The organism is Phocaeicola coprophilus DSM 18228 = JCM 13818, from assembly GCF_000157915.1.
Taxonomy (GTDB): Bacteria; Bacteroidota; Bacteroidia; order Bacteroidales; family Bacteroidaceae; genus Phocaeicola; species Phocaeicola coprophilus.
The window spans coordinates 1-25,388 of the sequence record NZ_EQ973648.1; the positions used below are offsets into that span (position 1 = coordinate 1).

The window sequence follows — 25,388 nt, forward strand, 5'->3', positions numbered from 1 at the left end:
GTAATTGCAAGAATTTCAAAAAGTTATGAAAATAAAAAAAGAGGATTTTCCCGAAGGAAAATCCTCAAAAGTAAAATTGTGCGCCTGATAGGACTCGAACCTACACGTCAGAGACACCAGATCCTAAGTCTGGCGCGGCTACCAATTACGCCACAGGCGCTTTAAAGTATAATTAAGCTTTGAAAGCGATGCAAATGTAGTATATATTTTTGATATACTCAAATTTTATAGTGAATTTTTTAACAAATAGCAAGCTGTTTCAATAATGGTATCTTTTCCTCGTTGAATATCTTCACTACTCATATCTACTTTAAGATCCGGATCAATGCCGAATTCAAGTTGGTTCATTTGAGGGTCAAACATCGGGCTGGCAGAAAAGCGAATAGACCATCCATTCGGGATTTCAGAACTGAATGGAAGCCCGGATCCTCCTCCTGTCTTGTCTCCGATGATAGTAACTAAAGGAAGTTGCTTCATACAATTTACAAAATCATTGGTAGCACTGAAAGAACGCCGATTAGTTAGTACTATGACATTTTTTTGCCAGCGTATGCCATTGGATGGTTCTAAGTATATAGCTTCTGGAGTTGAAAAATCGTTGTGCCCAGGATCCGTTTTGTGTGACATATAGCCTACAAGTACTTTTTCATTAGTAAATCGTGCTGCAAGTTTCTGTGCAGTAGTTAAATTTCCCCCTCCATTATTGCGGACGTCAATGATCAGTCCGTCACATACAGCCAGTTGATTGAGGGTTTGATCCAGATTTCCGTCTCCGATACCATTAGAGAAGCTGGAGCAATAGATGTAGCCTATGTTGTTTTCCAGAATCTGATATGTTAATCCGGAAGAGTTAGTATAATCTTTTCCCAAATAGTTACTTTGTATACTGTCACTAAAGTTTCTAGGGTATGCGTCAAACCATTCTCTGTATTGAGAAGTTGCGAGCGAACTGCTTAAATTAACATGGCCATCCCGAAGTTCATTAACCATTTCTGAAAGTACTTCAAATAGTGCTTCTGATCCCATCTCTGGAGTAATTCGTTGAGCATATCGGTTGTGAATCTCGTTCCAGTCCAGTCCATATTCCTCTTGTTTATATGTAAGGAAACAATATTGTTCATCTATTATTTTCCATAAGGATTCGAAATTGTCTTTAGGACTATTTCCGGATACTTCTTCGCGTATACAGGAAGTACAGGTCCACACTAGAAGTAGGGTTGAGAGACAGGTGAATAAATGCGGAAGTTTCATATTTAATAGGGGGTGAAAGCGTTAGGCATACTGATTTTGTTTTTTCCTTTTAAGAGATAGAGGTTTTTTACAAATCCAATCATAAAGTCATGAGAGTAGATATGACTTTTGAGATTGTTGACATGAGCCTGCTGGATCTCACAGAGATAGCCAACCCGTAGTATGGTATTTCTGATGGGAAAATCCAATGTAATCATTTGTTTCAATGATGGATTGTTATGCAAGGAAGTAAACAAAATATTTTTTCCTCCGTGTTTCAGAGAGAAAATTTCATAATATGATTGTCCATATTCTGGTGAGAACATTATTCCCATTAAAGGCAGTGCAACTTGATAGCGTGCTGTTAGAGGATAATTCCCAATGTGGAATTTCCCAATAGCCATGCCTGAGGCACCGATATTTCCATAGGCTTTGGCCTGAGCAGGATTGTTGGAATTGCGTGGATTGTAGACAAAGCCTGCATTTAAGTCAAGTACCGGTCCGAACAGTATCTTCAGTCGTTCATTGATTTGGAATTGGTAATGCAGAGCATAACTCCAATTCAGCATTCCCGTATAAAAATAGGATGTACCGGAGGTATTCTTCGTATATGAGGTATATGCTTGTAGAATGTTCTGAGAAGAGACATTTCCGTCCATCAAGCGAGTCATGCGCATGCTTTCCCTAAGAATTCTGATTTCACAGCCTTTATATTCCAGGGGTGACAGGTATGTATCCAGTACATTGGTATATCCGGCACCGAACAGTATGGAACGCATAACATATCGGTTAGCCCGTAAACTGTCCTTTTGTGCCTGAACGAGCATGGCAGAGAACAGTACGAGCAAAAAGACTATCGTTTTTTTCATGTTCTTAGAAAAGTTTCATTTGTCCGTTCTCTTCTTCTTCCGGAACATTGGTATCGACAGAATCATTATCTTCTTCCAGTATTTCTGGTTCGGGCATGCGGGTTGGTTCGAGTTCCTTAATACGGTCGACTGAATAGGTCGTCAGGCGTTTTCCTTTTGCCTTAAAACTCTTGACTCCAACAAAGTCACTGGCCTCGATAATCTGTGCTTCTCGGAAACTGTCATGTCCGCCAAATATGACTTGTATGCGAGGATAAACCTGCTGAGAGAGAAGAATCTGTTGATTGTGTTTATTCTCTCCTAAATAATTCTGACGTTTGGATGAAGCTTCAAAGGTAAACCGTTTCAGATAGGGATAGTTCTGTTGATCCGCATCATAAAGTACAGCTGTCCATACTTTTTCTGCTTCGAATTTCTCAATGTATTGTATATCCGGATCGTAATGGTTGTTCAGATCGAAATCTGTTGTATAGAAGTCTCCGTTTTTATGAATTACCAGGATACAGTCACTGCTTTGGAATTCACCTAAATATTGTCCGCGTCCATCATAATTCAGACGTAACACATCGTGATCGAACCAAACCTTTCTTCCTCCCAGAGTTGATCCTCCACGTTGTTTCAGAGTAATCTTGTGTACTTCAAATTTAGTCAGCAGATTACCCATTGACTGGCGTCCTTTGATATTGATCTCACTGAAGTCTCTTTCAAAGATCAGTTTTTTTATTCTGGGATTAGGACGGAGCGTTACTTTGATGATTTCGGCTTCTCCGTTCGGATTTGCACTGAAATAGACGATCTTTGAACCCGGATTACCTTGAGTAACGTCATATTCACGGTCACGGATCATTGATGTAACGTTGAAACGCTTGATGTAGTGGTAGCCTTCTTTGCCGTCACGATAGATGACATTGTAGATAGTTCTCTTATCATTTTTCTTGAAGATGTTGACATACAAAATGTTCTTTCCGACAAACAACTTGTCTGAAATGCGTACGATTTTATACTTTCCGTCTTTATAGAAAATAATGACATCGTCAATGTCTGAGCAGTTACAGATGAACTCATCTTTTTTCAGGCCGGTACCGATAAAACCTTCTTCCCGGTTGATATATAGTTTTTCGTTGGCTTCTACTACTTTGGTTGCTACAATCGTATCGAAGTTTCTGATTTCAGTACGGCGTGGGAAATCTTTTCCGTATTTGTCTTTCAGATGACGGTACCATTCGATGGTATATTCTGTCAGATGGGCAAGATGGTTGTCTATTTCCTCAATTTCTGCTTTCAGACGGGCGATCAGTTCATCTGCTTTATCCTTATTGAATTTCAGGATACGTGCCATTTTGATTTCCATCAGGCGAAGAATATCTTCCTTAGTCACTTCACGTACGAATTGCGGGTAGAAAGGAGTCAGGCGTTCGTCAATGTGTTCGCAGGCGATGTCCATGTTTTCAGCTTGCTCAAACTGTTTGTCCTTATAGATACGCTCTTCGATGAATATCTTTTCCAGCGAAGCGAAATGCAGGGTTTCCAGTGTTTCGTTTTTCTGGATTTCCAGTTCTTTCCGGAGCAAGTCACGTGTATTATTGACGGATTTCCTCAGTACGTCACTGACTGTCAGGAAGTGAGGTTTCTTGTTGTCGATCACACAACAGTTGGGCGAAATATTCACTTCGCAGTCTGTAAAGGCATACAATGCGTCCAGGGTCTTGTCAGACGATACTCCCGGAGCAAGATGAATCAGAATTTCTACCTTGCGGGCCGTATTGTCGTCTACTTTGCGGATTTTGATTTTGCCTTTTTCAATGGCTTTCAGTATAGAGTCAATCAGTGAAGAGGTTGTTTTTCCATAAGGAATTTCACTGATGCATAAAGTCTTGTTGTCTAACTTGGAAATTTTAGCCCGGACACGTACTACACCACCTCTCTCCCCGTCATTGTAGCGGGAAACATCAATAGAGCCACCTGTCTGAAAGTCGGGATAAAGCTTAAATTCCTCTCCATGTAAGTATGCAATGGCTGCATCACACAATTCATTAAAATTATGTGGCAGGATTTTGGAGGAGAGACCTACGGCGATACCTTCTACTCCCTGAGCCAGGAGTAATGGGAATTTAACCGGAAGCGTTACCGGTTCTCGGTTTCTTCCGTCGTATGAGGCTTGCCATTCTGTTGTTTTAGGATTGAAGACAACATCAAGTGCGAATTTCGACAAGCGTGCTTCGATGTAACGTGGAGCAGCTGCGCTGTCACCTGTTAAGATATTTCCCCAGTTCCCCTGACAGTCTATGAGCAGTTCTTTCTGACCCAACTGAACGAGTGCGTCACCGATGGAAGCGTCGCCATGAGGATGGAATTGCATGGTATGCCCAACAATATTGGCTACTTTATTATATCTTCCGTCGTCCAAACGCTTCATGGAGTGAAGAATGCGTCGTTGTACAGGCTTCAGACCGTCATTGATGTGAGGGACGGCACGTTCCAGTATAACATAGGAAGCATAATCCAGAAACCAGTTCTGATACATGCCGCTAAGCTGGTGTTTGACTGCTTCGTCAGTTTGATCAACAGGCTTGTAGTCTGAGTGTCCCTCTTTTTCCGGGAGTTTGTCAGTATCTTTGTCAAATGTATCTTCGCTCATAAATCAAAATTAAACTATGGAGACAAAAATACAATTTTTTTCGGACATGCAGGGCGAAAAATCTTTTCATTTCCTTTATCTGGCAGATGAAACGTCCTGCCGGAACGATTTTAGTACAGGCACAGTCAACGGAATAGCCAGCAGGAAAGAACATAAGTCGGATACAGCCTGACACATTTCAACTCCTTGTAACCCCAGGAAATAGGGAAGGAGGAGGATAAATGGAATAAAGAATAATCCCTGACGGGCAGAAGACAACAAGACGGCGCGTACCGGCTTGCGGATCGTTTGCAGCAGCATGTTACAAAGAATAACCCAGGCTCCAAGCGGAAGAGTTATTAATTGCCAGCGTAAGGCACGTGCTCCGATTTCGATGACCAGTGGATCTTCTTTTCGGAACCACGCTACGATTTCGGGAGCATAGATGTAGCCTGCAATGGCACAAAAAGTCAGAAAAATGACTCCTGTCTTGACGGCAAACCAGAATCCTTCCCGAACCCGTCTGTATAGTCCTGCACCATAATTGAAACCGCATACTGGTTGAAAACCTTGTCCAAATCCGATGACAAAAGAATTGATGAACATGCAGATTCTTGTAACAATGGACATTCCGGCAATGGCTGCATCGCCATAGACCCCGGCTGCAACATTCAGCAGAATCGTGGAAATACTGGCCAGGCCCTGACGGCAAAGTGACGGACTTCCGCCGTAAATAATTTCTTTGAAAAAGGTAAGGCGTGGAGTGAAATTGCGGAAATGAATGCGGATATTTTCTCCTTTGCTGTCCATATAGAGCAGGATGAGAAAACTGGAGATTTGGCTGGTGAATGTGGCCCATGCTGCTCCGGCAATTCCCATATCGAAAACAAAAATCAGTAATGGGTCGAGTCCGATATTCAGGACGGCTCCGACAATGATTCCCACCATGGCGTATACAGCATTTCCCTGAAATCGCATTTGATTGTTAAGTACCAGCGAAGAAGCCATGAAAGGAGCTCCCAGCAGGATTATGCCCAGATATTGTTCAGCATAGGGGAGAATAGTGGGAGTTGAACCCAATGCCAGACAAATCGGACGTAGAAAAATCAGTCCCAATACCATGATTAATATACCGGCAAAAAAAGCATAGAAAAAACCGGTTGATGCCATTTTCTCAGCGCTCTTGTAGTCTTGTGCTCCCAGTTTACGGGAAATATAATTTCCTGAACCGTGTCCGAAGAAAAAACCGAAAGCCTGGATAATGGCCATGATGGAAAATGAAATACCTACGGCAGCAGTAGATTGAGTATTGATTTTTCCAACAAAATAGGTATCTGCCATGACATAAAAAGAAGTGATCAGCATACTGACTATGGTCGGGATGGCCAGCTTTCCGATCAGGCTGGGGATGGGGGCCGTAGTCATTTGGGTATATTTGTTCTGTGTGGCTTGTTTCATAAATTTTACTTTTAGGGGAATTCCTTCTGAAAGGCCAAAGTGTCACAATGAACATTTTTCTTGCCGTAAAGGCTTTCCTGATAGGGCCTATCCTGAAATGAACGGACAAAATTACAAAAAAATCTACTCTTCATGGTAAGAACGACCGCTAATCATCCTTAAATTCATAAGATAAATTAATATACCTATCGTGCTTTTTACTTATAAAATCCGTATCTTTGCGCCGTCTGAGTGAAGAAAATATATAAGAAAAATCAAATAAATTAGAGAAATGGCACAAGAAGACGTTTTTAAGAAACTGGTTTCACATTGTAAAGAGTATGGTTTTGTTTTCCCGTCAAGTGAAATTTATGACGGACTGGGAGCCGTATATGATTATGGACAAATGGGTGTGGAACTGAAAAACAATATCAAACAATATTGGTGGCAGAGCATGGTGCTGTTGCACGAAAATATCGTGGGCATTGATTCTGCTATATTTATGCACCCTACAATCTGGAAAGCTTCCGGACACGTGGATGCGTTTAATGATCCTTTGATTGACAACCGCGATTCTAAAAAACGTTATCGTGCTGATGTCTTGATTGAAGACCAGATTGCAAAATATGATGAAAAAATCAATAAGGAAGTAGCCAAGGCTGCTAAAAAGTATGGTGAAGCATTCAATGAAGCTGAATTCCGTAGCACCAATGCCCGTGTATTGGAACATCAGGCTAAACGTGATGCTTTGCATGAACGCTATGCACAGGCTATGAATGCCGGACCGGATTTGAATGAACTCCGTCAGATCATTCTGGATGAAGAAATTGTTTGCCCGATCTCCGGTACAAAGAACTGGACTGAAGTTCGTCAGTTCAACCTGATGTTTACTACAGAAATGGGATCTACTGCTGATGGCGCAATGAAAGTTTATCTTCGTCCGGAAACAGCCCAGGGTATTTTTGTAAACTATCTGAATGTACAGAAGACCGGCCGTATGAAGATTCCGTTCGGTATTGCACAGATCGGTAAGGCTTTCCGTAATGAAATTGTAGCCCGTCAGTTTATTTTCCGTATGCGTGAGTTTGAACAGATGGAAATGCAGTTCTTCGTAAAACCGGGTACTGAACTGGAGTGGTTCAAGAAATGGAAAGAAACTCGTCTGAAATGGCATAAGGCACTGGGCTTCGGTGATGATCACTATCGTTATCATGATCATGAAAAACTGGCTCACTATGCGAACGCTGCTACCGATATCGAATTCCTGATGCCGTTTGGATTCAAGGAAGTTGAAGGTATTCACAGCCGTACCAATTTTGACTTGAGCCAGCATGAAAAGTTCTCAGGCAAGAGCATTAAATATTTTGATCCGGAAATCAACGAATCATACACTCCGTATGTAATTGAAACTTCAATCGGTGTTGACCGTATGTTCCTTAGCATCATGAGCGCAGCTTATTGCGAAGAAACTCTGGAAAACGGTGAAACTCGTGTTGTCTTGAAATTGCCTGCAGCTTTGGCTCCGGTGAAACTGGCCGTTATGCCGCTGGTAAAGAAAGATGGTCTGCCTGAAAAGGCTCGTGAGATTATGAATGATCTGAAGTTCCACTTCCATTGCCAGTATGATGAAAAGGATTCAATCGGTAAGCGTTATCGTCGTCAGGATGCTATCGGTACTCCTTACTGTATTACGATTGACCATCAGACACTGGAAGATAATTGTGTTACTCTGCGTAACCGTGACACAATGAAACAGGAACGTGTGGCAATTTCTGAATTGAATAATATTATTGCAGACAAGGTAAGCATTACCAGCTTGCTGAAAACTTTGCAATAATAATCCAAGTTTGTGATTATGAATAAATTTGTAACTTGGTTAAATGCCTTGCTGCTCTTCTTTTCTTTGGGATTTGTATCTTGTGCCAAAGACACGGTTGTTGCAGATCCTTATGCGGATTGGCAGGTTCGTAACGAGCATTATATAGATTCAATTGCGGATGTGGCTCATGCCAATGTTACCGGTGATTGGGAAATCTATAAGAATTATAAACTGGATTTTGTAGAACCGGGAGTCGGTATTGTTAGTCCGGAACTGGGTGTCGCTGATTATGTCTATGTACAGTACATAGAGAAAGGATCAGGAACTGTTCCTCTTTACACTGATTCTGTTTCGGTTAATTATGAAGGAATGTTGATCGACGGTACAGTATTTGATACTTGTCTGGATGATAAGATTTATGATCCTATAACGTTTGCCTTGAATGATACTGGCTTGCGTGAAGGCTGGAAAGTTGCTTTCCAGCATATTCCTGCCGGTTCTCATTTCAAACTTTATATTCATCCGGATCTGGGATATGGAAATGCTGATTATGGAGACATTCCGGCATCATCCGTTTTGATCTTTGAAATAAAATTTCAGGAAGTAATTCATCCTGTGGGACCGGATGGGCGTGCTCTTCCGCTCCTGGAGGATGAAGAATCCTGATATATGTAGGCAGATGGTCTTTATCTGACCGTTTGTCGTCTGGCGGATCGCATGGTTGAACAGTTTTCTCCATGCGGTCCGCTTTTTGTGTAAAGAGGTAGTTTTTTACTTCATCCTCTCTTTTTTTTCGTTCACCTCCCGATTTGTCTGCTTCGCCGGATTCTTCTTTAGCTTCAGCAGGGTCCGGATTAATTTTGTAAGGTGTATAATTGATTTTATTAACTAACAGACAAATAAAATGTTTAGGGAGATTGTAAGCTTTTCTATCAGGAAGAAGATGTTTGTGGTGTTGACAACACTTCTTTTATTGGCGGGAGGTATTTATTCCATGTTGACCTTACCGATTGATGCTGTGCCGGACATTACGAATAATCAGGTACAGATTGTTACCGTATCGCCGACATTGGCTCCTCAGGAAGTGGAGCGGTTAATCACGTTCCCCATTGAGATTGCCATGAGCAATATTATGAATGTGGAGGAAATCCGTTCGGTTTCCCGTTTCGGACTTTCACTGGTAACCGTTGTTTTCAAGGAAGATGTCTCGGTGTTGGATGCCAGGCAGTTGATTAATGAGCAGATACAAACCGTATCAGGAGAGATTCCTGCAGAACTGGGGACTCCGGAGCTGATGCCTATTACGACCGGCTTGGGTGAGATTTATCAGTATGTGCTGAAAGTAGCCCCGGGCTATGAAAAGAAATACGATGCGATGGAACTGCGTACAATTCAGGACTGGATTGTGAAACGACAGCTTTCCGGTATACCCGGTATTGTTGAGATCAACAGTTTCGGAGGTTATCTGAAGCAGTATGAAGTAGCAGTTGATCCTGACGCTTTGTACTCCTTGAATATTACCATCGGAGATGTATTCTCAGCCTTGAGCCGGAACAATCAGAATACGGGAGGAAGTTATATTGAAAAGACTTCCAAGGCTTATTATATCCGTTCAGAAGGTATGATCGGTGATCAGAAAGACATTGAACGGATTGTGGTGACTAACCGGGGAGGAATTCCTGTGCATATCAGTGATATCGGTACGGTTCGTCTGGGAGCCCCGAAACGTTTCGGAGCGATGACCAAAGACGGCGAAGGAGAATGTGTCGGCGGCATTGCCATGATGTTGAAAGGAGCCAATGCCAATGTGGTTACTCAGGAATTGGAAAAACGGGTGGCTCAGGTTCAGAAGATGTTGCCGGAAGGTATCAGTGTTGAACCTTATTTGAATCGTTCAGAATTGGTTAACCGGAATATCTCGACAGTTATCCGGAACCTGATAGAGGGAGCAGTTATTGTCTTTCTGGTTTTGATTGTCTTCCTGGGAGATGTCCGTGCGGGAATGATTGTAGCTTCTGTCATTCCGCTGGCCATGCTGTTTGCCTTCATTATGATGCGGATCTTTGGAGTTTCAGCCAACTTGATGAGTTTGGGTGCCATAGATTTCGGTATTGTGGTCGATGGCTCCATCGTCATTCTGGAAGGAATTCTGGCCCATATTTATGGACGACAGATGGCAGACAGAAAGTTGACCCGGAAGGAAATGGATCAGGAAGTGGCGAAAGGAGCCGGAAATGTAGTCCGTAGTGCAACCTTTGCAGTATTGATTATCCTGATTGTCTTTTTCCCGATTCTGACTTTGAGCGGTATTGAAGGCAAGTATTTTACCCCGATGGCCAAGACGCTGGTATTTTGTATCATCGGTGCACTTTTGCTTTCGCTTACTTATGTACCCATGATGGCTTCTGTATTTCTGAAGCGGACTGTTTCCGTAAAGAGAACACTGGCCGACCGTTTCTTCGACTGGTTGAACAGAGGATACCGGCGGACTTTGGATTTCTGTCTGAAACATATTTGGGGAACAATTGTTTCTGCATTTGCCTTGTTGATCTTTTCTTTGTTCCTGTTTACCCGGTTGGGAGCGGAGTTTATTCCGACATTGGATGAAGGTGATTTTGCCATGCAGATGACTCTTCCGGCCGGAAGTTCCTTGAGCAAGAGTATTGAAATATCCTTGCAGGCTGAGAAACGCCTGAAAGAAGATTTCCCGGAAATCAAGCATGTTGTAGCCAAGATCGGTACGGCTGAGGTTCCGACTGACCCGATGGCCGTTGAAGATGCCGATGTAATGATTGTCATGAAACCGTTCAGTGAGTGGACTTCAGCTTCAAGCCGTGCTGAGATGGTCGAAAAGATGAAGAATTCACTTGAGTCCGTCAAAGGAGCAGAGTTTAATTTCAGTCAGCCTATCCAGCTGCGTTTCAATGAACTGATGACCGGAGCCAAGGCCGATATTGCCATTAAGCTTTACGGAGAAGATATGGACGAATTGTATAGTAAGGCCAAAGAGGCTGCTGAATATGTAGAACAGATTCCCGGTGCATCCGATGTATTGGTTGAACAGGCTATGGGATTACCTCAGTTGCTGATTCATTATGACCGGAGCAAAATTGCGCGGTATGGAATTGATATTGAGGAACTGAATACCATTATCCGTACAGCCTATGCAGGAGAGACTGCCGGAGTTGTTTTTGAAAATGAGCGGCGTTTTGATCTGGTAGTTCGCCTGGATCAGGAAAAAGTGCGTGATCTGAATCTGGATAAACTGTTTGTCCGTACCGTAGAAGGTATTCAGATTCCGGTGAGTGAGGTGGCAAGTATAGATCTGGTGAATGGCCCGTTGCAGATTAATCGTGATGCCACGAAGCGCCGTATTGTAATTGGAGTGAACGTGCGTGATGCCGATATCCAGCAAGTGGTTTCTGCCATTCGTGAGTCTTTGGACAAGAATGTCAAGCTGAAGCCGGGATACTATTTTGAGTATGGTGGCCAGTTTGAGAATCTCCAGAATGCCATTCGTACACTGACACTGGTCATCCCGATTGCTTTGGTATTGATTTTGTTGCTTCTTTTCTTTGCATTCAGAAGCGTAATCTATTCCCTTGTGGTCTTCTCTACGGTTCCGCTGTCTCTGATCGGAGGTATTCTGGCCTTGTGGGTACGCGGGTTGCCGTTCAGCATCTCGGCAGGTGTCGGATTCATCGCCTTGTTTGGTGTTGCGGTTCTGAATGGTATATTGATGATTAACCATTTTAATGATTTGCGGAAGGAGAAAGAATACACTATGTGTACAAATCGGATTATTCGGAAAGGGTGTCATCACCTGTTGCGTCCGGTCTTTTTGACAGGACTGGTTGCTTCTTTAGGTTTTGTTCCGATGGCTGTTGCCACATCAGCCGGAGCAGAAGTACAGCGGCCGCTGGCTACGGTGGTTATTGGAGGTCTGATTGTCTCTACCATCCTGACATTGATTGTGATTCCCGTATTCTATCGGCTGGTCAATGAAATTTCCCGTTTGTGGATGCGGAAACGTCGTCTTCCGGTTCGTAAAAGCGGACTGATGCTGGTTCTGTTGCTGGGTTGTTCCTTATCATCCTTTGCGGCAGACGGAGGCAAACCTGTTTCACTGGATGAGGCCATTCACATTGCGCTGGAGAACCATCCGCGTTTGAAGATGGCCACGGCAGAAATCAGTCGGGCACGGGCAACACGAGGAGAAATCTGGGACGGAGGAAGTACTTCGTTCAGTTATTCCTGGGGACAGTTGAACGGAGAATTCCGTAACGACCACGAGTTGTCTGTGGAACAGTCTTTGGGATCATTGCTGACTCCTTTTTATAAGAATGCACTGGTCAATACGCAGGTGGAAAAAGGAGAAGCCTACCGGAACATGGTCAAGAAAGAAATCGTGGCCGAAGTAAAGCGTGCCTGGGCTTATTATCAGTATGCCTACAATTTGTATCAGCTGTACAATGAACAGGAGAGTCTGGCAGGAACTTTGCGTTCCAGTGGAGAATTGCGTTACCAGCAGGGTGACATCGATTTGTCTGAACGGAATATGATAACGACAATGGCTTCCGACCTGCATACCCGGTGGTTGCAGGCAAAGGATGAAGTCCGGCTGGCCGCCCGCCGGTTTGCCTGGGCCTGTTATGCCGATTCAGCCATTGTACCTCAGGATACTTCATTGTCCGTTCTTCCTTTCGATGAACGTTCTGCCCGGGAACTTTCACAAGATCATTTGAGTTACTTTTCCATGCAGGTCAAGGAAAAGAAGGATCTGTTGCGCATCGAGCGCAGTAAGTTCTTTCCGGAGTTCTCGGTAGGATATGCACAGCAAAAGATATTTCCGCTTCGGAAACTGGATTCCTGGATGGTCGGTATTTCTTTCCCGCTGCTGTTTTTCCCTCAGCAGAGCCGGAGCAAGCAGGCAAAAATAGACTGGCAGATTGCCAGCTATGAGGCCGATCAGAACCGGACTCAGTTGCAGAATAAGGTCGCAGACCTGCAGGGACGTATCAGCCAGCAGCGCAAGAGTCTGGATTATTATTCGGAAGCCGCCCTTCGCGAGGCAGATGCCTTGCAGGAAAGTTCGATGCTGAAGTTCCGTGAAAGTGAGATCGGTATTTCGGAACTGGTGCAGAGCCTGAATACAGTGAGAGAGATTCGTAAAGGATATATCGAGAATGTTTATAACTACAATGTCTCGTTGTTGGAAATGGAATTATATACAGAATAAACGAAAAGATATGAAACAGATTTGGATCGCATTAGCATTGTTGTTTGTAGCCGTGTCGTGTGGAAAAAGTTCAGATACGGCAGATGTAAAAGAAGAAACAACGCAGGAACGTACAGATACATTGGACATGGAATCAGATTCCGTAGATGCCGTGACGTCGGCTACTGCCGTGGCCAATGCCCCGTCTTTCAACGGAGTGATTATGCTTCCGCCGGAAAAGCATGCAACGGTTACACTGATGATGGACGGAACGATTCAGGATATTCATTTGTTTCCCGGAGAGTATGTGAAGAAGGGAGAGGTTATCGCCACATTGAAAAATCCCGATTTTATCCGTCTTCAGCAGGAGTATCTGGATGCTTCGGCTCAGGTGGAATACCTTGAAAAGGAGTATGCCCGTCAGCAGAATCTGACTTCCCATGAAGCTGCCTCACAGAAGAAACTTCAGCAGAGCAAGGCTGAATATCTTTCCATGAAAGCACGTCTGGATGCCAGTGTCTCCCAGTTGGAAATTTTAGGGATATCTCCTTCCGGCTTGCAGAAAGAGGGTATGCATACCTATCTGGAGATTAAGGCTCCGGTCAGTGGTTATGTTACCAACATGCAGGTGAATGTCGGCAAATACTTCAATGTCGGTGAGCCGATCTGTGACGTGATAGACAAAAGTGCTCTGATGCTTCAGCTGACTGCCTATGAGAAAGATCTGGACAAACTGAAAGTGGGAGATACATTTGATTTTCATGTAAATGGAATGGGAGGAACTACTTTCAAGGCCACTTTGCTTTCCATCGACCAGATGGTGGACAATACGAACCGTTCTATCAAGATTTATGCGACGATCAATCATCCGGACGGTAATTTCCGCCCGGGAATGTATGTGTCGGCCCGAAAATCCGAAAAAAGTGAGTAATTTTGTTTCATGAAACTTTTCATGCCTAATAAATCTATATTGATCGTGAATGCCATCTCTGTCATGGTGGCATTCCTGATTCATTTGCCGGAAATGATTGCTTTGTCGGATATGATGCCCGATGAGGTGATCTTTCCGGGCATGCATTGGACGGATGTTTTCAATGAAGTGTTTTTCACCTATCTTTCCCTGCTGTTGCTGTTTTTCCTGAATGAACGTTTGTTCCGCTTCGGTGACACTCAGGTGAATATGGGATGGAAAAAACTGTTGTTGTCCTTTCTGGTCACCTGGATTGCCAGCAACCTGCTGGGAAAAGGCTTCGTGGCTCTTCATCAGCATTTTGATATTCCGGCCATTGATGCCCTGTTGCATCATTATCTGCATCCGTTGAGAGACTTTCTCATTTCTGTTGTGGTGACCGGAAGCTGCTATTTAATGTATCAGAACCGGAAAAGCAACATGGTACTGCTGGAGAATCAGCAATTACGGACCGAGAACATTGCCAATCAGTATGAGACTTTGAAGAACCAGCTGAATCCGCACATGCTGTTCAATTCGCTGAATACGCTGTCCACGCTGATCCGGGAATCTTCAGACAAGGCGCAGGATTATTTGCAGGAACTCTCCCGGGTTCTGCGCTATACCTTGCAGGATAATGATTCCCATTCCGTTACTCTGGCTGAGGAAATGGACTTTGTACATGCTTATTTGTATCTGCTGAAGATGCGTTATGAAGAGAATTTGAATTTTGACATTCGTATTTCCTCTGATGCATTGCAGAAGAAACTTCCTCCCATGGCCGTACAGATGCTTGTGGAGAATGCCGTCAAGCACAATGAAATCAGCCGGCGTCATCCGCTGACGGTTGCCATTTCAACTTCCGGAGACTGGATTACGGTAGAGAACCGGATTCAGTCCAAACTGACGGGAAATACGGGAACCCGGATCGGGCTGGACAATCTGGCCAAGCGTTACCGGCTGCTGTTTAAACAGGAAATTGTGGTGAAAGAGGAAAACAGTTGTTTCATTGTTAGACTACCGCTGATATGAAAACATTGATTATAGAAGACGAAAAGGCTGCCTTGCGTAATCTGAAGGCCGTTATTAACGAAGTTTCTGCCGGGCTGGAAATTATCGGGGAGACAGACAGCATTGTGGATACCATCGAATGGTTTCAGACCCATCCGATGCCGGAACTTGTGTTTATGGATATTCATCTGGCAGACGGTTCGGCTTTTGAAGTGTTTGAGCATGTGGAGGTGAAATGTCCGATCATCTTTACTACTGCCTACGATGAATATGCTTTGCGGGCTTTTCATGTCAACAGCATTGCGTATCTGTTGAAACCGATCAACCGGAATGATTTGCAGAATGCACTGGACAAACTGGAGACCTTGTGCGGTACTGCGGGCGGACAGACCCCGCCTTTCGATTTTATGAAAGTCATGCATGAATTGAAGAAAGAGGAGAGTTACAAGACCCATTTCCTGGTACCGGCCAAAGGAGACAAACTGATTCCCATATCTGTAAACGACATTCTGTTTTTCTATATCAGTGACGGAATTGTCAAGGCGGTTGACCGGCATGCAGATGCATATATCTTTTCGCAGTCGCTGGACGAGCTGGTGGAACTGCTTAATCCGCGTGATTTCTTCAGAGTAAACCGTCAGTATCTGATCGCAAAGAAAGCCATTACGGATGTCAGCCTGTGGTTCAACGGGCGGCTGGTCATCAATCTGAAAGTCCCGGTTCCGGAGAAGATCATTGTCAGCAAAGCGAAGGTTTCGGAGTTTAAGGACTGGTTTTAAGTCTTCTTATTTTCGGATTTACCTCATTTCCGGTCAGTTTTCTCATATTTTTATCTTATCTTTGCCCCGCTATCACAAAGATAAGAAGATAAATGGAACGGAAACTGAAATCATATTTTTTGCTTGTCGTCAGCATACTTATGCTGGTGGCCTCAGTTTTTCCGCACCATCATCACGATTTATACTTCTGTGTAGCCCATGATCTGGAGACTTGTCCGGCTTCAGTGGAATGTCCGGATCACCTGCATCATACGGGTGATGAAGACAATCATGCATGCACTTCTTCATGCGTGACTCACTTTGCTTTTTCCGCTCCTGACAGTCACGGAACGGATCTTTCGCCAGCTTACAGTTACAGTCTGCTGATCTATCCTTTTGTGCTTACCCTCGAACGTTTGTCTTCGTTCGAAAATGACTTGCCTTGTCCCTTTTCTGCTTATATAGAGCGTCTGCACGCCCGGCATTTCGTGGCGTCTTCGGGACTGCGTGCACCTCCCTGTTTTCTGTCCTGACATCTTTCCCGGCAAAGAATGTCCGGGAACTCTTTGCAACCTGCTTGCAAGGACAATCCTTTATTTTTGCAGTATAAATCTTCCGGAGGGCGGTCGTTCGGGGCTGTCGGTTCCGGAACAATGAAAAATTAATCTATGAAAAAATCTATCATTACAGGAGTATTAGCTGTTTTTTTATTGGGTTCCTGTGGAACTCATGAACACAACCATGCGGAAGAAGGCCATGACCACGAGGCTGAGGCAGCTCACGGTCATGACGAGCATGATCACGAGGCGGAAGAAGCTCACAAGGGAGCTTCCAATGAAATTGTACTGACACCGGAAAAGGCTGAAGCTGCCGGTGTGAAAGTTGAAACGGTGGAGCCCGGTACTTTCCGTCAGGTGATTCCGGTGAGCGGACAGGTGATGGCTGCCCAGGGAGAAGAAGCCGTGGTTGTAGCCAATATGTCCGGTGTCGTTTCTTTTTCCGGACCGGTCACCGAAGGTATGCAGGTTGCTCAGGGAAGCAGTCTGCTGACCTTGTCTTCCGAAACTCTTCAGGACGGAGACCCTCTGAAGCGGGCACGTATTGCGTATGAGGCTGCCCGGAAAGAATATGAGCGGGCCGGAAAACTGGTGGAAAGCCAGATTGTTTCTCAAAAAGACTTCAATGTCATCCGTGAGAATTATGAGAATGCACGGTTGGCCTATGAAGCTCTCTCTCCCAGCAGCAATGGAAAAGGTGTGGCTGTCAAGTCACCGATGAGCGGATATGTGAAGTCCTGTCTGGTGAAAGCCGGCGATTATGTAACGGTCGGTCAGCCGTTGATGACTGTAACCAAGACCAGACGGCTGCAGCTGAAGGCTGAAGTTTCCGAACGTTATTATCCGGCACTGCAGCAAGTGTCGTCTGCCAATTTCAAGACTCCTTATTCGGATCATGTTTACCGGCTTGATGACTTGCAGGGACGCCTGCTGGCTTACGGAAAGGCTTCTGCTGAGGCTTCTTTCTATGTGCCGGTAACGTTTGAGTTCGATAATCGCGGCGATGTTGTTCCCGGCTCGTTTGTAGAAGTGTGGTTGCTGGGACGCGAACGTCAGGGAGTGATCAGTCTTCCTGTTTCTGCACTTACAGAAGAACAGGGACTGACTTTCGTCTATCTTCAGCTGGATGCTGAATGCTATCAGAAACAGGAAGTCAGGACCGGTGCTACGGATGGTGACCGTGTAGAAATCCTTTCCGGACTGAAAGGCGGAGAGAAAGTCGTTACTCAGGGAGCCATTCATGTGAAACTGGCTTCGGCCTCCAATGCGATTCCGGGTCATACCCATAACCATTAATTCCTGAAACGATGCTGAACAAGATTATACATTTTTCGCTTCAGAACCGCCTGCTGGTTCTGGTGGCATCCATCTTGCTGCTGGTCGGCGGAACGTATATGGCGTTCCATACCGAAGTTGATGTCTTTCCGGATCTGAATGCTCCGACGGTAGTGGTCATGACCGAGGCCAATGGTATGGCAGCTGAGGAAGTAGAACAACTGGTTACTTTCCCGATTGAAACGGCTGTAAACGGTGCAACTGGTGTTCGCCGGGTGCGTTCGTCTTCGACTACCGGCTTCTCTGTCGTATGGGTTGAGTTCGACTGGGATACGGATATTTACCTGGCCCGCCAGATTGTTTCCGAGAAACTGGCGGCTGTAGACGACGCTCTGCCTGACAATGTAGGCAAGCCGACACTGGGTCCCCAGTCTTCCATTTTGGGAGAATTGCTGATTGTCGGACTGACGGCAGACAGCACGTCCATGCTCGATCTCCGTACGATGGCCGACTGGACGATCCGCCCGCGTCTGCTTTCCACCGGAGGTGTGGCACAGGTTGCCGTGCTGGGAGGAGATATCAAGGAATATCAGATCCTGATTCATCCCGAACGCATGAAGCATTATGGCGTGACGCTGGCTGAAGTGATGGACGTGACACGGAGCATGAACCAGAACACCAGCGGTGGAGTGATTTATGAATATGGCAATGAATACATTGTGCGCGGCGTACTGGCGACAACCGACATCGAGCGGATGGGGCGCGCCGTTATCAAGAATATCGGCGGAGCACCGGTCACGCTGAGTGATGTAGCCGACGTACGCATCGGTGCCCAGCAGCCGAAACTGGGTCTGGCTTCCGAAAAAGGAAAGCCCGCCGTTCTGATTACGGTGACTAAACAGCCCAATACCGGTACCATTGAACTGACTGAAAAGCTGGAAGCAGCCCTGAAGGACCTGCAGAAGAACCTGCCTGCCGATGTCCATATTTCGACCGACATTTTCCGTCAGTCACGTTTTATCGAAAGTTCAATCAGCAACGTACAGGAATCCTTGTATGAAGGTGCGATCTTTGTGGTAATCGTACTCTTCCTTTTCCTGGCAAATACCCGTACCACACTTATTTCACTGGTAACTCTGCCGTTGTCTCTGGTGGTAGCCATCCTGGTATTACACTACATGGGACTCAGCATCAATACCATGAGTCTGGGAGGTATGGCCATCGCTATCGGTTCGCTGGTGGACGATGCCATTGTTGACGTGGAAAACGTCTGGAAACATTTGCGTGAGAACCGCCTGTTGCCCGAAGGAGAACGGAGACCGGTTCGCGAAGTCGTATTCAATGCTTCGCGCGAAGTCCGTATGCCGATTCTGAACTCCACCCTTATCATTGTGGTCAGCTTCGTTCCCCTTTTCTTCCTGAGCGGTATGGAAGGCCGTATGCTGATCCCTCTGGGTATTGCCTTTATCGTTTCCCTCTTTGCTTCTACCATTGTAGCCTTGACGCTGACTCCGGTGTTGTGCAGCTATCTGCTGGGAACGGATCCGCGCAAGAAGGGCTTGCCCAAGGAGGCTTTTCTGGCCGTATGGCTGAAAAAATATTACGAACGCGGCCTGCTCTGGGCTTTGTCTCATAAGAAAGCTGTGCTGGGGGTGACTGTCGGACTGTTTGCTGTCGCTGTGGGATGTTTCTGTACGCTGGGAAGCAGTTTCCTTCCTCCGTTCAATGAAGGATCGTTCACCATCAATGTCAGCTCCATGCCGGGTATTTCTCTGGAAGAGTCAGACAAGATCGGACGTCAGGCCGAGGAACTGTTGCTGTCGATTCCGGAGATTCAGACCGTAGCGCGTAAGACCGGTCGTGCGGAACTGGACGAACATGCCCTGGGAGTCAACGTTTCCGAGATCGAAGCGCCCTTTGAACTGAAAGACCGTTCGCATGCCGAGGTGCTGGCCGATGTACGTCAGAAGCTGTCTGTGATTACGGGTGCCAACATTGAGATCGGACAACCGATCAGTCACCGTATTGATGCGATGTTGAGCGGTACGCAGGCCAGCATTGCGATCAAGCTGTTCGGTGACGATCTGAACCGCATGTTTACGATCGGTAATCAGATCAAGGATGCAGTTTCGGATGTGGAAGGTGTGGCCGACCTGAATGTGGAGCAGCAGATCGAACGCCCGGAACTGAAAATCATTCCCCGTCGGGAGATGCTGGCCAAGTATGGCATTTCTCTGCCCCGTTTCAATGAATTTGTAACGGTAAACATGGCGGGAGAAGTCGTATCGCAGGTCTATGAACAGGGCAAGGCCTTCAACCTGGTGGTACGTGCAGATGAAGATAACCGCGGTTCGATGGAGCGTATCAAGGACCTGATGATCGATGACGGACAGGGCCGCAAGATTCCGCTCTCGTACGTGGCAGATGTCGTTTCGGCCATGGGACCCAATACGATCAACCGTGAGAATGTGAAGCGTAAGATCGTGATCTCTGCCAACACCAGCGGACGTGACCTGCGCAGCGTGGTGAACGATATTCAGGAACGTGTCAACGAAAAAATCCAGTTGCCCGAAGGATATCACATTGAATATGGCGGACAGTTTGAAAGCGAACAGGCAGCCAGCCGTACCTTGCTGCTGACTTCTCTGATGAGTATTGTCGTGATCTTCCTGCTGCTTTACATGCAGTTCCACAATGCAGCCCAGAGCGGAGTGATTCTGCTGAATCTTCCGCTGGCCCTGATCGGAGGTGTGTTTGCCCTGATGCTGACGACCGGAGAAATGAGTATTCCGGCCATCATCGGCTTTATTTCACTCTTCGGTATTGCTACCCGTAACGGAATGTTGCTGATCAGTCACTATAATACCTTGCGCGAAGAACAGGGAATGGGACTGCGTGAAAGCATTGTCCATGGCTCTTTGGATCGTCTGAATCCGATTCTGATGACCGCCTTGTCGTCGGCACTTGCCCTGATCCCTCTGGCCTTGCGCGGAGGACTGCCCGGTAACGAAATCCAAAGCCCGATGGCCAAGGTTATTCTGGGAGGTCTGCTGACATCTACGTTCCTGAACGCCTTCATCATTCCTATTGTCTATGAATTGATGAACCGCCGGAAGGCCGGTAACTGACCGGATATCAGTCAATCTTGTTTAAATTGCTAAATTATGAACATCAAGAAAATATATTGGATACTGGCATTGGGAGGCGTTCTGACGGGAGCGCCCCTGCATGCCCAGACGATCGAAGCGGTGCTTCGTTCCGTGGAACAGAACAACAAGGAACTGCAGGCCGGACAATATGCGGCCGAGGCCGGTAAAATGGAAGTGCAGACGCAGAACAACCTGGAAGATCCGAGTGTGGAATACAGCCCGTTCTATGCCGACGGTGTGACCGGAATGGCCAGTTCCGAACTGGTGGTCAAGCAGGGATTTGAGTTCCCGACCCGTTATGTGGCACGCCGCAGTTCGGGCAAGTTGCAGCAGGAAGTCATTGACCGCCAGCACCGGCTTTTGCGGCAGGATGTCCTGCTGCGGGCCAAGAATCTCTGTCTGGATCTGATCGGACTGAATCAGGAACGCCTTTTGCTGGAGGAACGCCGGAAGAATGCTGACGAGCTGCTGGTACTTTTTGAGAAGCGGCTGAGTGAGGGCGATGCCAGTGCGCTTGAAGTCAACAAGATCAAGATGGAGCGCATGAATGTGCAGACCGAAGCCGCACAGAACGCGGCTGCCCACCGGACTGCTTTGCAGCAGTTGCTGGCCATGAACGGGAACCAGCCTCTGGAGTTTGACGAAACTTCCTATCCGAATGTGCCTCCTGTTGCAGACTATAATACGCTGTATGACGAGGTGATCGCCTCGGATGTTGCTTTGCAGACAGCCGATGCCCAGGTGCGTGCGGCCGAAAAAGAAGTGAGTGTCAACAAACAGAACTGGCTTCCCAGCATCGAAGTCGGTTACCGTCGCAATACGTCTATGGGCGAGAAAAGCAACGGTTTCCTGATCGGAGGAAGCCTTCCTCTGTTCTCGAACCGCAAGAAACTGAAAATTGCGCGCGCCCAGGCCAGCAGTGCCCGGATGCAGCTGGATAATACCCGCCTGCAGGTGGAAGCCCAGGTACAGGGAAAATTCAACGAGATGACCCAACTGCATGAGGCTATGCAGGCCTATGACATCCGTCTGATGCATCAGACTCTCCGCATGCTTCGGGATGCAGTGGAAGCCGGACAGCTTTCCATTATCGAATTTTATGTGGAAGCCGAGAATGTATATCAGAACCTTCAGGCTTATAACAAACTGGAAAACCAGTATCAGAAACTGATGGCGGAAATCTACAAGAACCGCCTGTAAACAACAACCGGCAGCGGTCTGTCAGGAACTTCCGGATCATCCGGTTTTCCTGCGGTTCCGCTGCCGGTTGTCCTATATGAAAGGTTGACCGTACAATCCGGCCGCAACGACCGGTCAATGCAAAAAATCGACCGCACGATGAGCCCGCAACGACCGCACGATGAGGCTCAATCGACCGCACGATTCAGCCCCAACGACCGCATAATTCCAGCTCTTTCTTCAGAAGGCTTTTTCTGCTTCTTTATTCCTTCCTTTAGCCTCTTCCATACGTCGCAGTTTCCTTTGAAAAAAGCCGGAGACGTTTTTTAAAAAGCCCGAAGTCTTTTCCTTTAAACGCCGAAATGTTTTCTTTCATTCGCCGAAACGTTTTTTCAAAAGCCCGGCACAGCTTCCTGAAAGCCGGAAGAACATGGGGAAGCAGACGTCGCAGCCGGTTCATAAAATGACTTTTTCCGCAAATTAATCTTCTTTCCGCACCTTTTTCCTCCTGTATTTTTCGTATTTTTGCCTGCTGATTAAAAGATTAATACATTTAGAGACATGCCGTTAAATTTACCAGACAGGCTTCCTGCCATTGATTTGCTGAAGGAAGAAAATATATTTGTGATTGATAATTCACGGGCCAGCACTCAGGATATCCGTCCGCTGAAGATTGTCGTGCTGAATCTGATGCCCATTAAAATAACCACGGAGACCGACCTGATCCGTCTGCTCTCCAATTCTCCCTTGCAGATTGAGGTCAGTTTCATGAAACTGAAGAGTCATACTTCCAAGAATACTCCCATTGAGCACATGAAAGCATTTTACCGTGATTTCGAACTGATGCGCGATGAAAAGTTTGACGGTATGATTATTACCGGTGCTCCCGTGGAACATCTGGAGTTTGAGGAGGTCAACTACTGGGAAGAGATCTCGGAAATATTCCGCTGGACCCGTTCGCATGTCACTTCTACATTCTATATCTGTTGGGCAGCACAGGCCGGACTGTACTACCATTACGGAGTGCCCAAGCATCCGCTGGACCGGAAGATGTTCGGTATCTTTGAACATCACATTTGCGACGGTTTCCAGAAACTGCCGATCTTCCGCGGATTTGATGATGTTTTCCATGTTCCTCACAGCCGTCACACCGAGGTGCGCCGCGAGGACATAGAGCGCTGTCCTGCCCTTCAGATCATTTCCGAGTCGGCTGATTCGGGGGTACACATGGTGATGGCCCGCGGAGGACGTGAATTCTTCGTGACCGGACATTCCGAATATTCTCCTTATACGCTGGACGGAGAATACCGGCGTGACCTGGCGAAAGGCCTGCCCATTGACATGCCGAAAAACTATTACCGGAATGATGATCCCGAACAGGGACCGCTGGTACGCTGGAGAAGCACGGCCAACCTGCTGTTCTCCAACTGGCTGAATTATTATGTATATCAGGAAACTCCTTACGATATTAACGAAATCAACGAATGATCAGACAACGTCCTATCGAACTGCTGGCTCCAGCCAGGAACCTGGAGTGTGGCATGGAAGCCATTAATCATGGAGCGGATGCCGTTTACATCGGTGCTCCCCGTTTCGGTGCCCGCGCGGCAGCTGGAAATTCTCTGGAAGATATTGCTGCCCTGGTGCGCTATGCACATCTTTACAATGCGCGTATTTATGTTACCGTCAATACGATTCTGAAAGACGACGAACTTCAGGACACGGAAGCCATGATCTGGGATCTGTACCGTGCCGGTGTGGATGCACTGATCGTGCAGGATATGGGGATTACCCGCCTGAAGTTTCCTCCCATTCCGCTGCATGCCAGTACGCAGATGGATAACCGTACGTCGCAGAAAGTGAAGTTTCTGGCTGAGGCCGGTTTCCGTCAGGTGGTGCTTGCACGCGAACTGACGCTGGAAGAGATTGCGGCGATTCACCGGGATTGTCCCGACACGCCTCTCGAAGTATTTGTTCATGGAGCCTTGTGTGTGAGCTACAGCGGTCAGTGTTACGCCAGTCAGGCCTGTTACGGCCGCAGTGCAAACCGTGGAGAGTGTGCCCAGTTCTGCCGGTTGGGATTCGATCTGGTGGATGCCGACGGGAAAGTGATTGTCCGCAACAAGCATCTGCTTTCGCTGAAAGATATGAATCAGAGCGAGAATCTGGAAGCCCTGCTGGATGCAGGAGCTTCGTCGCTGAAGATCGAAGGCCGCCTGAAGGATGTATCGTATGTCAAGAATGTGACGGCTTATTACCGTCAGCGTCTGGACGCGATTCTGAAGCGTCGCAAGGAATATTGCCGGGCTTCTTCCGGAAGTGTCCGGCTGGATTTCCGTCCGCAGCTGGACAAAAGTTTCAGCCGCGGCTTTACGGATTATTTTGTACGCGGACGCAATGCCGGCATTTTCTCGTTTGATACCCCCAAGTCTTTGGGTGAGGAGATGGGAACCGTCAAGGAAATCCGCGGTAATTACCTGACAGTGGCAGGTGTGAAACCCTTTAGCAACGGCGACGGCATATGCTTTCTGGATGAGCAGGGCCGTCTGCAGGGATTCCGTGTAAACCGGGTGGAAAACAACAAGCTCTTCCCGCAGGAGATGCCGCGTGTGAAGCCTAAAACCGTGCTGTACCGGAACTTCGACCAGGAGTTTGAGAAGCAGATGCAGAAGAAGTCTGCCGAACGGAAGATTGCCGTATCCATGACACTGGCTGAAAACAATTTCGGCTTTACGCTGAGTCTGGAGGACGAAGACGACAACCGCATCAGTGTAGTCCTGCCGCGTGTGAAAGAACTGGCCCGCACTCCGCAGGCAGACAACCTGCGCAACCAGCTGGGCAAACTGGGAAATACTCCCTTTGAATGTACACGTCTGGATCTGGTCCTGACGGATAACTGGTTCATTCCTTCTTCGGAAATCGCTGACCTGCGCCGCCGGGCTGTGGAAAAAATGCTGGAAGCGCGCCGCATCAATTATCCGGCAGAACTAGCCGTACTTCCCGTTACTCATCATGCTTTCCCTGAAAAGGAACTGACTTATCTGGGCAATGTGATGAACAAGGAAGCTTTCGGTTTCTATCATCAGCATGGGGTGAAACGGATTGCTCCCGCCTTTGAACAGGAAGCTCCCCGTGAAGCAGTCCTGATGTTCTGCAAACATTGCATCCGTTACAGCATGGGATGGTGTCCGCAGCACCAGAAAGTCCGTTCGCCTTATCGGGAGCCATTTTATCTGGTGAGCGGAGACGGGCGCCGTTTCCGGCTCCAGTTTGACTGTAAGGCGTGTCAGATGAAAGTGATGGCTGAAGAATAAACGATG

General features: G+C 46.7%; 17 protein-coding genes and 1 tRNA gene. 13 read left to right on the forward strand and 5 right to left on the reverse strand.

Annotated elements, in window-relative coordinates; all coding sequences use genetic code 11:
• Positions 1-79: 79 nt before the first annotated feature.
• From BACCOPRO_RS14160 to BACCOPRO_RS14180, 5 genes are all read right to left on the reverse strand, one after another.
• A tRNA-Leu gene (locus BACCOPRO_RS14160) sits at positions 80-160 on the reverse strand.
• A gap of 65 nt (positions 161-225) precedes the next feature.
• Positions 226-1,251 carry a S41 family peptidase gene (locus BACCOPRO_RS14165; RefSeq protein ID WP_008144655.1) on the reverse strand — a complete coding sequence of 342 codons (1,026 nt, stop codon included), beginning with the start codon at positions 1,249-1,251 and terminating at the stop codon, positions 226-228.
• Between the two features lie 2 nt (positions 1,252-1,253).
• Positions 1,254-2,099, reverse strand: a complete 846-nt coding sequence (locus tag BACCOPRO_RS14170) for a DUF3316 domain-containing protein (protein ID WP_008144657.1) — start codon at positions 2,097-2,099, stop codon at positions 1,254-1,256.
• Between the two features lie 4 nt (positions 2,100-2,103).
• Entirely contained in the window at positions 2,104-4,737 is a 2,634-nt protein-coding gene (locus BACCOPRO_RS14175; RefSeq protein ID WP_008144659.1) for a DNA gyrase/topoisomerase IV subunit A, read from the reverse strand.
• A gap of 75 nt (positions 4,738-4,812) precedes the next feature.
• Positions 4,813-6,174, reverse strand: coding sequence for an MATE family efflux transporter (locus tag BACCOPRO_RS14180; RefSeq protein WP_008144662.1), 1,362 nt, complete (start codon positions 6,172-6,174; stop codon positions 4,813-4,815).
• 271 nt (positions 6,175-6,445) lie between these two features.
• Between BACCOPRO_RS14180 and BACCOPRO_RS14185 the strand changes: the two genes are divergently transcribed.
• The 13 genes from BACCOPRO_RS14185 to BACCOPRO_RS14245 all read left to right on the forward strand — a co-directional run bounded on the left by BACCOPRO_RS14185 (position 6,446) and on the right by BACCOPRO_RS14245 (position 25,382).
• Positions 6,446-7,990 (forward strand): glycine--tRNA ligase, encoded by a 1,545-nt coding sequence (locus BACCOPRO_RS14185; RefSeq protein ID WP_008144664.1) that lies wholly within the window; start codon positions 6,446-6,448, stop codon positions 7,988-7,990.
• A gap of 18 nt (positions 7,991-8,008) precedes the next feature.
• Positions 8,009-8,638: a BamJ family beta-barrel-assembly machinery protein gene (gene bamJ, locus BACCOPRO_RS14190; protein ID WP_008144668.1), complete on the forward strand. Its 630-nt coding sequence runs from the start codon at positions 8,009-8,011 to the stop codon at positions 8,636-8,638.
• A 238-nt stretch (positions 8,639-8,876) separates the two neighbouring features.
• On the forward strand, positions 8,877-13,211 hold the full coding sequence (locus BACCOPRO_RS14195) for a CusA/CzcA family heavy metal efflux RND transporter (protein ID WP_008144669.1): 4,335 nt from the start codon (positions 8,877-8,879) through the stop codon (positions 13,209-13,211).
• Between the two features lie 10 nt (positions 13,212-13,221).
• On the forward strand, positions 13,222-14,121 hold the full coding sequence (locus tag BACCOPRO_RS14200) for an efflux RND transporter periplasmic adaptor subunit (RefSeq protein ID WP_040311562.1): 900 nt from the start codon (positions 13,222-13,224) through the stop codon (positions 14,119-14,121).
• A gap of 21 nt (positions 14,122-14,142) precedes the next feature.
• On the forward strand, positions 14,143-15,171 hold the full coding sequence (locus BACCOPRO_RS14205) for a sensor histidine kinase (RefSeq protein ID WP_258460931.1): 1,029 nt from the start codon (positions 14,143-14,145) through the stop codon (positions 15,169-15,171).
• Entirely contained in the window at positions 15,168-15,929 is a 762-nt protein-coding gene (locus BACCOPRO_RS14210) for a LytR/AlgR family response regulator transcription factor (protein ID WP_008144672.1), read from the forward strand. Before BACCOPRO_RS14205 ends, BACCOPRO_RS14210 begins: the two co-directional genes overlap by 4 nt.
• Before the next feature lie 92 nt (positions 15,930-16,021).
• On the forward strand, positions 16,022-16,441 hold the full coding sequence (locus BACCOPRO_RS14215; RefSeq protein ID WP_008144673.1) for a DUF6769 family protein: 420 nt from the start codon (positions 16,022-16,024) through the stop codon (positions 16,439-16,441).
• A gap of 135 nt (positions 16,442-16,576) precedes the next feature.
• Complete coding sequence (locus BACCOPRO_RS14220; RefSeq protein WP_008144674.1) at positions 16,577-17,761, forward strand: efflux RND transporter periplasmic adaptor subunit; 1,185 nt, start codon at positions 16,577-16,579, stop codon at positions 17,759-17,761.
• Between the two features lie 11 nt (positions 17,762-17,772).
• Positions 17,773-20,868, forward strand: coding sequence for an efflux RND transporter permease subunit (locus BACCOPRO_RS14225; protein ID WP_008144675.1), 3,096 nt, complete (start codon positions 17,773-17,775; stop codon positions 20,866-20,868).
• Between the two features lie 42 nt (positions 20,869-20,910).
• Positions 20,911-22,089 carry a TolC family protein gene (locus BACCOPRO_RS14230; protein WP_040311564.1) on the forward strand — a complete coding sequence of 393 codons (1,179 nt, stop codon included), beginning with the start codon at positions 20,911-20,913 and terminating at the stop codon, positions 22,087-22,089.
• Positions 22,090-22,206: 117 nt separating this feature from the next.
• Positions 22,207-22,398, forward strand: a complete 192-nt coding sequence (locus tag BACCOPRO_RS17885; protein ID WP_155819210.1) for a hypothetical protein — start codon at positions 22,207-22,209, stop codon at positions 22,396-22,398.
• Between the two features lie 231 nt (positions 22,399-22,629).
• Positions 22,630-23,556 (forward strand): homoserine O-acetyltransferase MetA, encoded by a 927-nt coding sequence (gene metA, locus BACCOPRO_RS14240; RefSeq protein ID WP_008144680.1) that lies wholly within the window; start codon positions 22,630-22,632, stop codon positions 23,554-23,556.
• Positions 23,553-25,382 (forward strand): peptidase U32 family protein, encoded by a 1,830-nt coding sequence (locus tag BACCOPRO_RS14245; protein ID WP_008144682.1) that lies wholly within the window; start codon positions 23,553-23,555, stop codon positions 25,380-25,382. Before metA ends, BACCOPRO_RS14245 begins: the two co-directional genes overlap by 4 nt.
• Positions 25,383-25,388 lie beyond the last annotated feature (6 nt).

Coding starts and splice junctions, on each gene's coding strand:
- BACCOPRO_RS14185 (WP_008144664.1), top strand. CDS start 6,446: ATGGCACAAGAAGACGTTTTTAAGAAACTGGTTTCACATTGTAAAGAG.
- BACCOPRO_RS17885 (WP_155819210.1), top strand. CDS start 22,207: ATGCAAAAAATCGACCGCACGATGAGCCCGCAACGACCGCACGATGAG.
- BACCOPRO_RS14200 (WP_040311562.1), top strand. CDS start 13,222: ATGAAACAGATTTGGATCGCATTAGCATTGTTGTTTGTAGCCGTGTCG.
- BACCOPRO_RS14165 (WP_008144655.1), bottom strand. CDS start 1,251: ATGAAACTTCCGCATTTATTCACCTGTCTCTCAACCCTACTTCTAGTG.
- BACCOPRO_RS14220 (WP_008144674.1), top strand. CDS start 16,577: ATGAAAAAATCTATCATTACAGGAGTATTAGCTGTTTTTTTATTGGGT.
- bamJ (WP_008144668.1), top strand. CDS start 8,009: ATGAATAAATTTGTAACTTGGTTAAATGCCTTGCTGCTCTTCTTTTCT.
- BACCOPRO_RS14175 (WP_008144659.1), bottom strand. CDS start 4,737: ATGAGCGAAGATACATTTGACAAAGATACTGACAAACTCCCGGAAAAA.
- metA (WP_008144680.1), top strand. CDS start 22,630: ATGCCGTTAAATTTACCAGACAGGCTTCCTGCCATTGATTTGCTGAAG.
- BACCOPRO_RS14195 (WP_008144669.1), top strand. CDS start 8,877: ATGTTTAGGGAGATTGTAAGCTTTTCTATCAGGAAGAAGATGTTTGTG.
- BACCOPRO_RS14210 (WP_008144672.1), top strand. CDS start 15,168: ATGAAAACATTGATTATAGAAGACGAAAAGGCTGCCTTGCGTAATCTG.
- BACCOPRO_RS14215 (WP_008144673.1), top strand. CDS start 16,022: ATGGAACGGAAACTGAAATCATATTTTTTGCTTGTCGTCAGCATACTT.
- BACCOPRO_RS14180 (WP_008144662.1), bottom strand. CDS start 6,174: ATGAAACAAGCCACACAGAACAAATATACCCAAATGACTACGGCCCCC.
- BACCOPRO_RS14225 (WP_008144675.1), top strand. CDS start 17,773: ATGCTGAACAAGATTATACATTTTTCGCTTCAGAACCGCCTGCTGGTT.
- BACCOPRO_RS14205 (WP_258460931.1), top strand. CDS start 14,143: ATGCCTAATAAATCTATATTGATCGTGAATGCCATCTCTGTCATGGTG.
- BACCOPRO_RS14245 (WP_008144682.1), top strand. CDS start 23,553: ATGATCAGACAACGTCCTATCGAACTGCTGGCTCCAGCCAGGAACCTG.
- BACCOPRO_RS14170 (WP_008144657.1), bottom strand. CDS start 2,099: ATGAAAAAAACGATAGTCTTTTTGCTCGTACTGTTCTCTGCCATGCTC.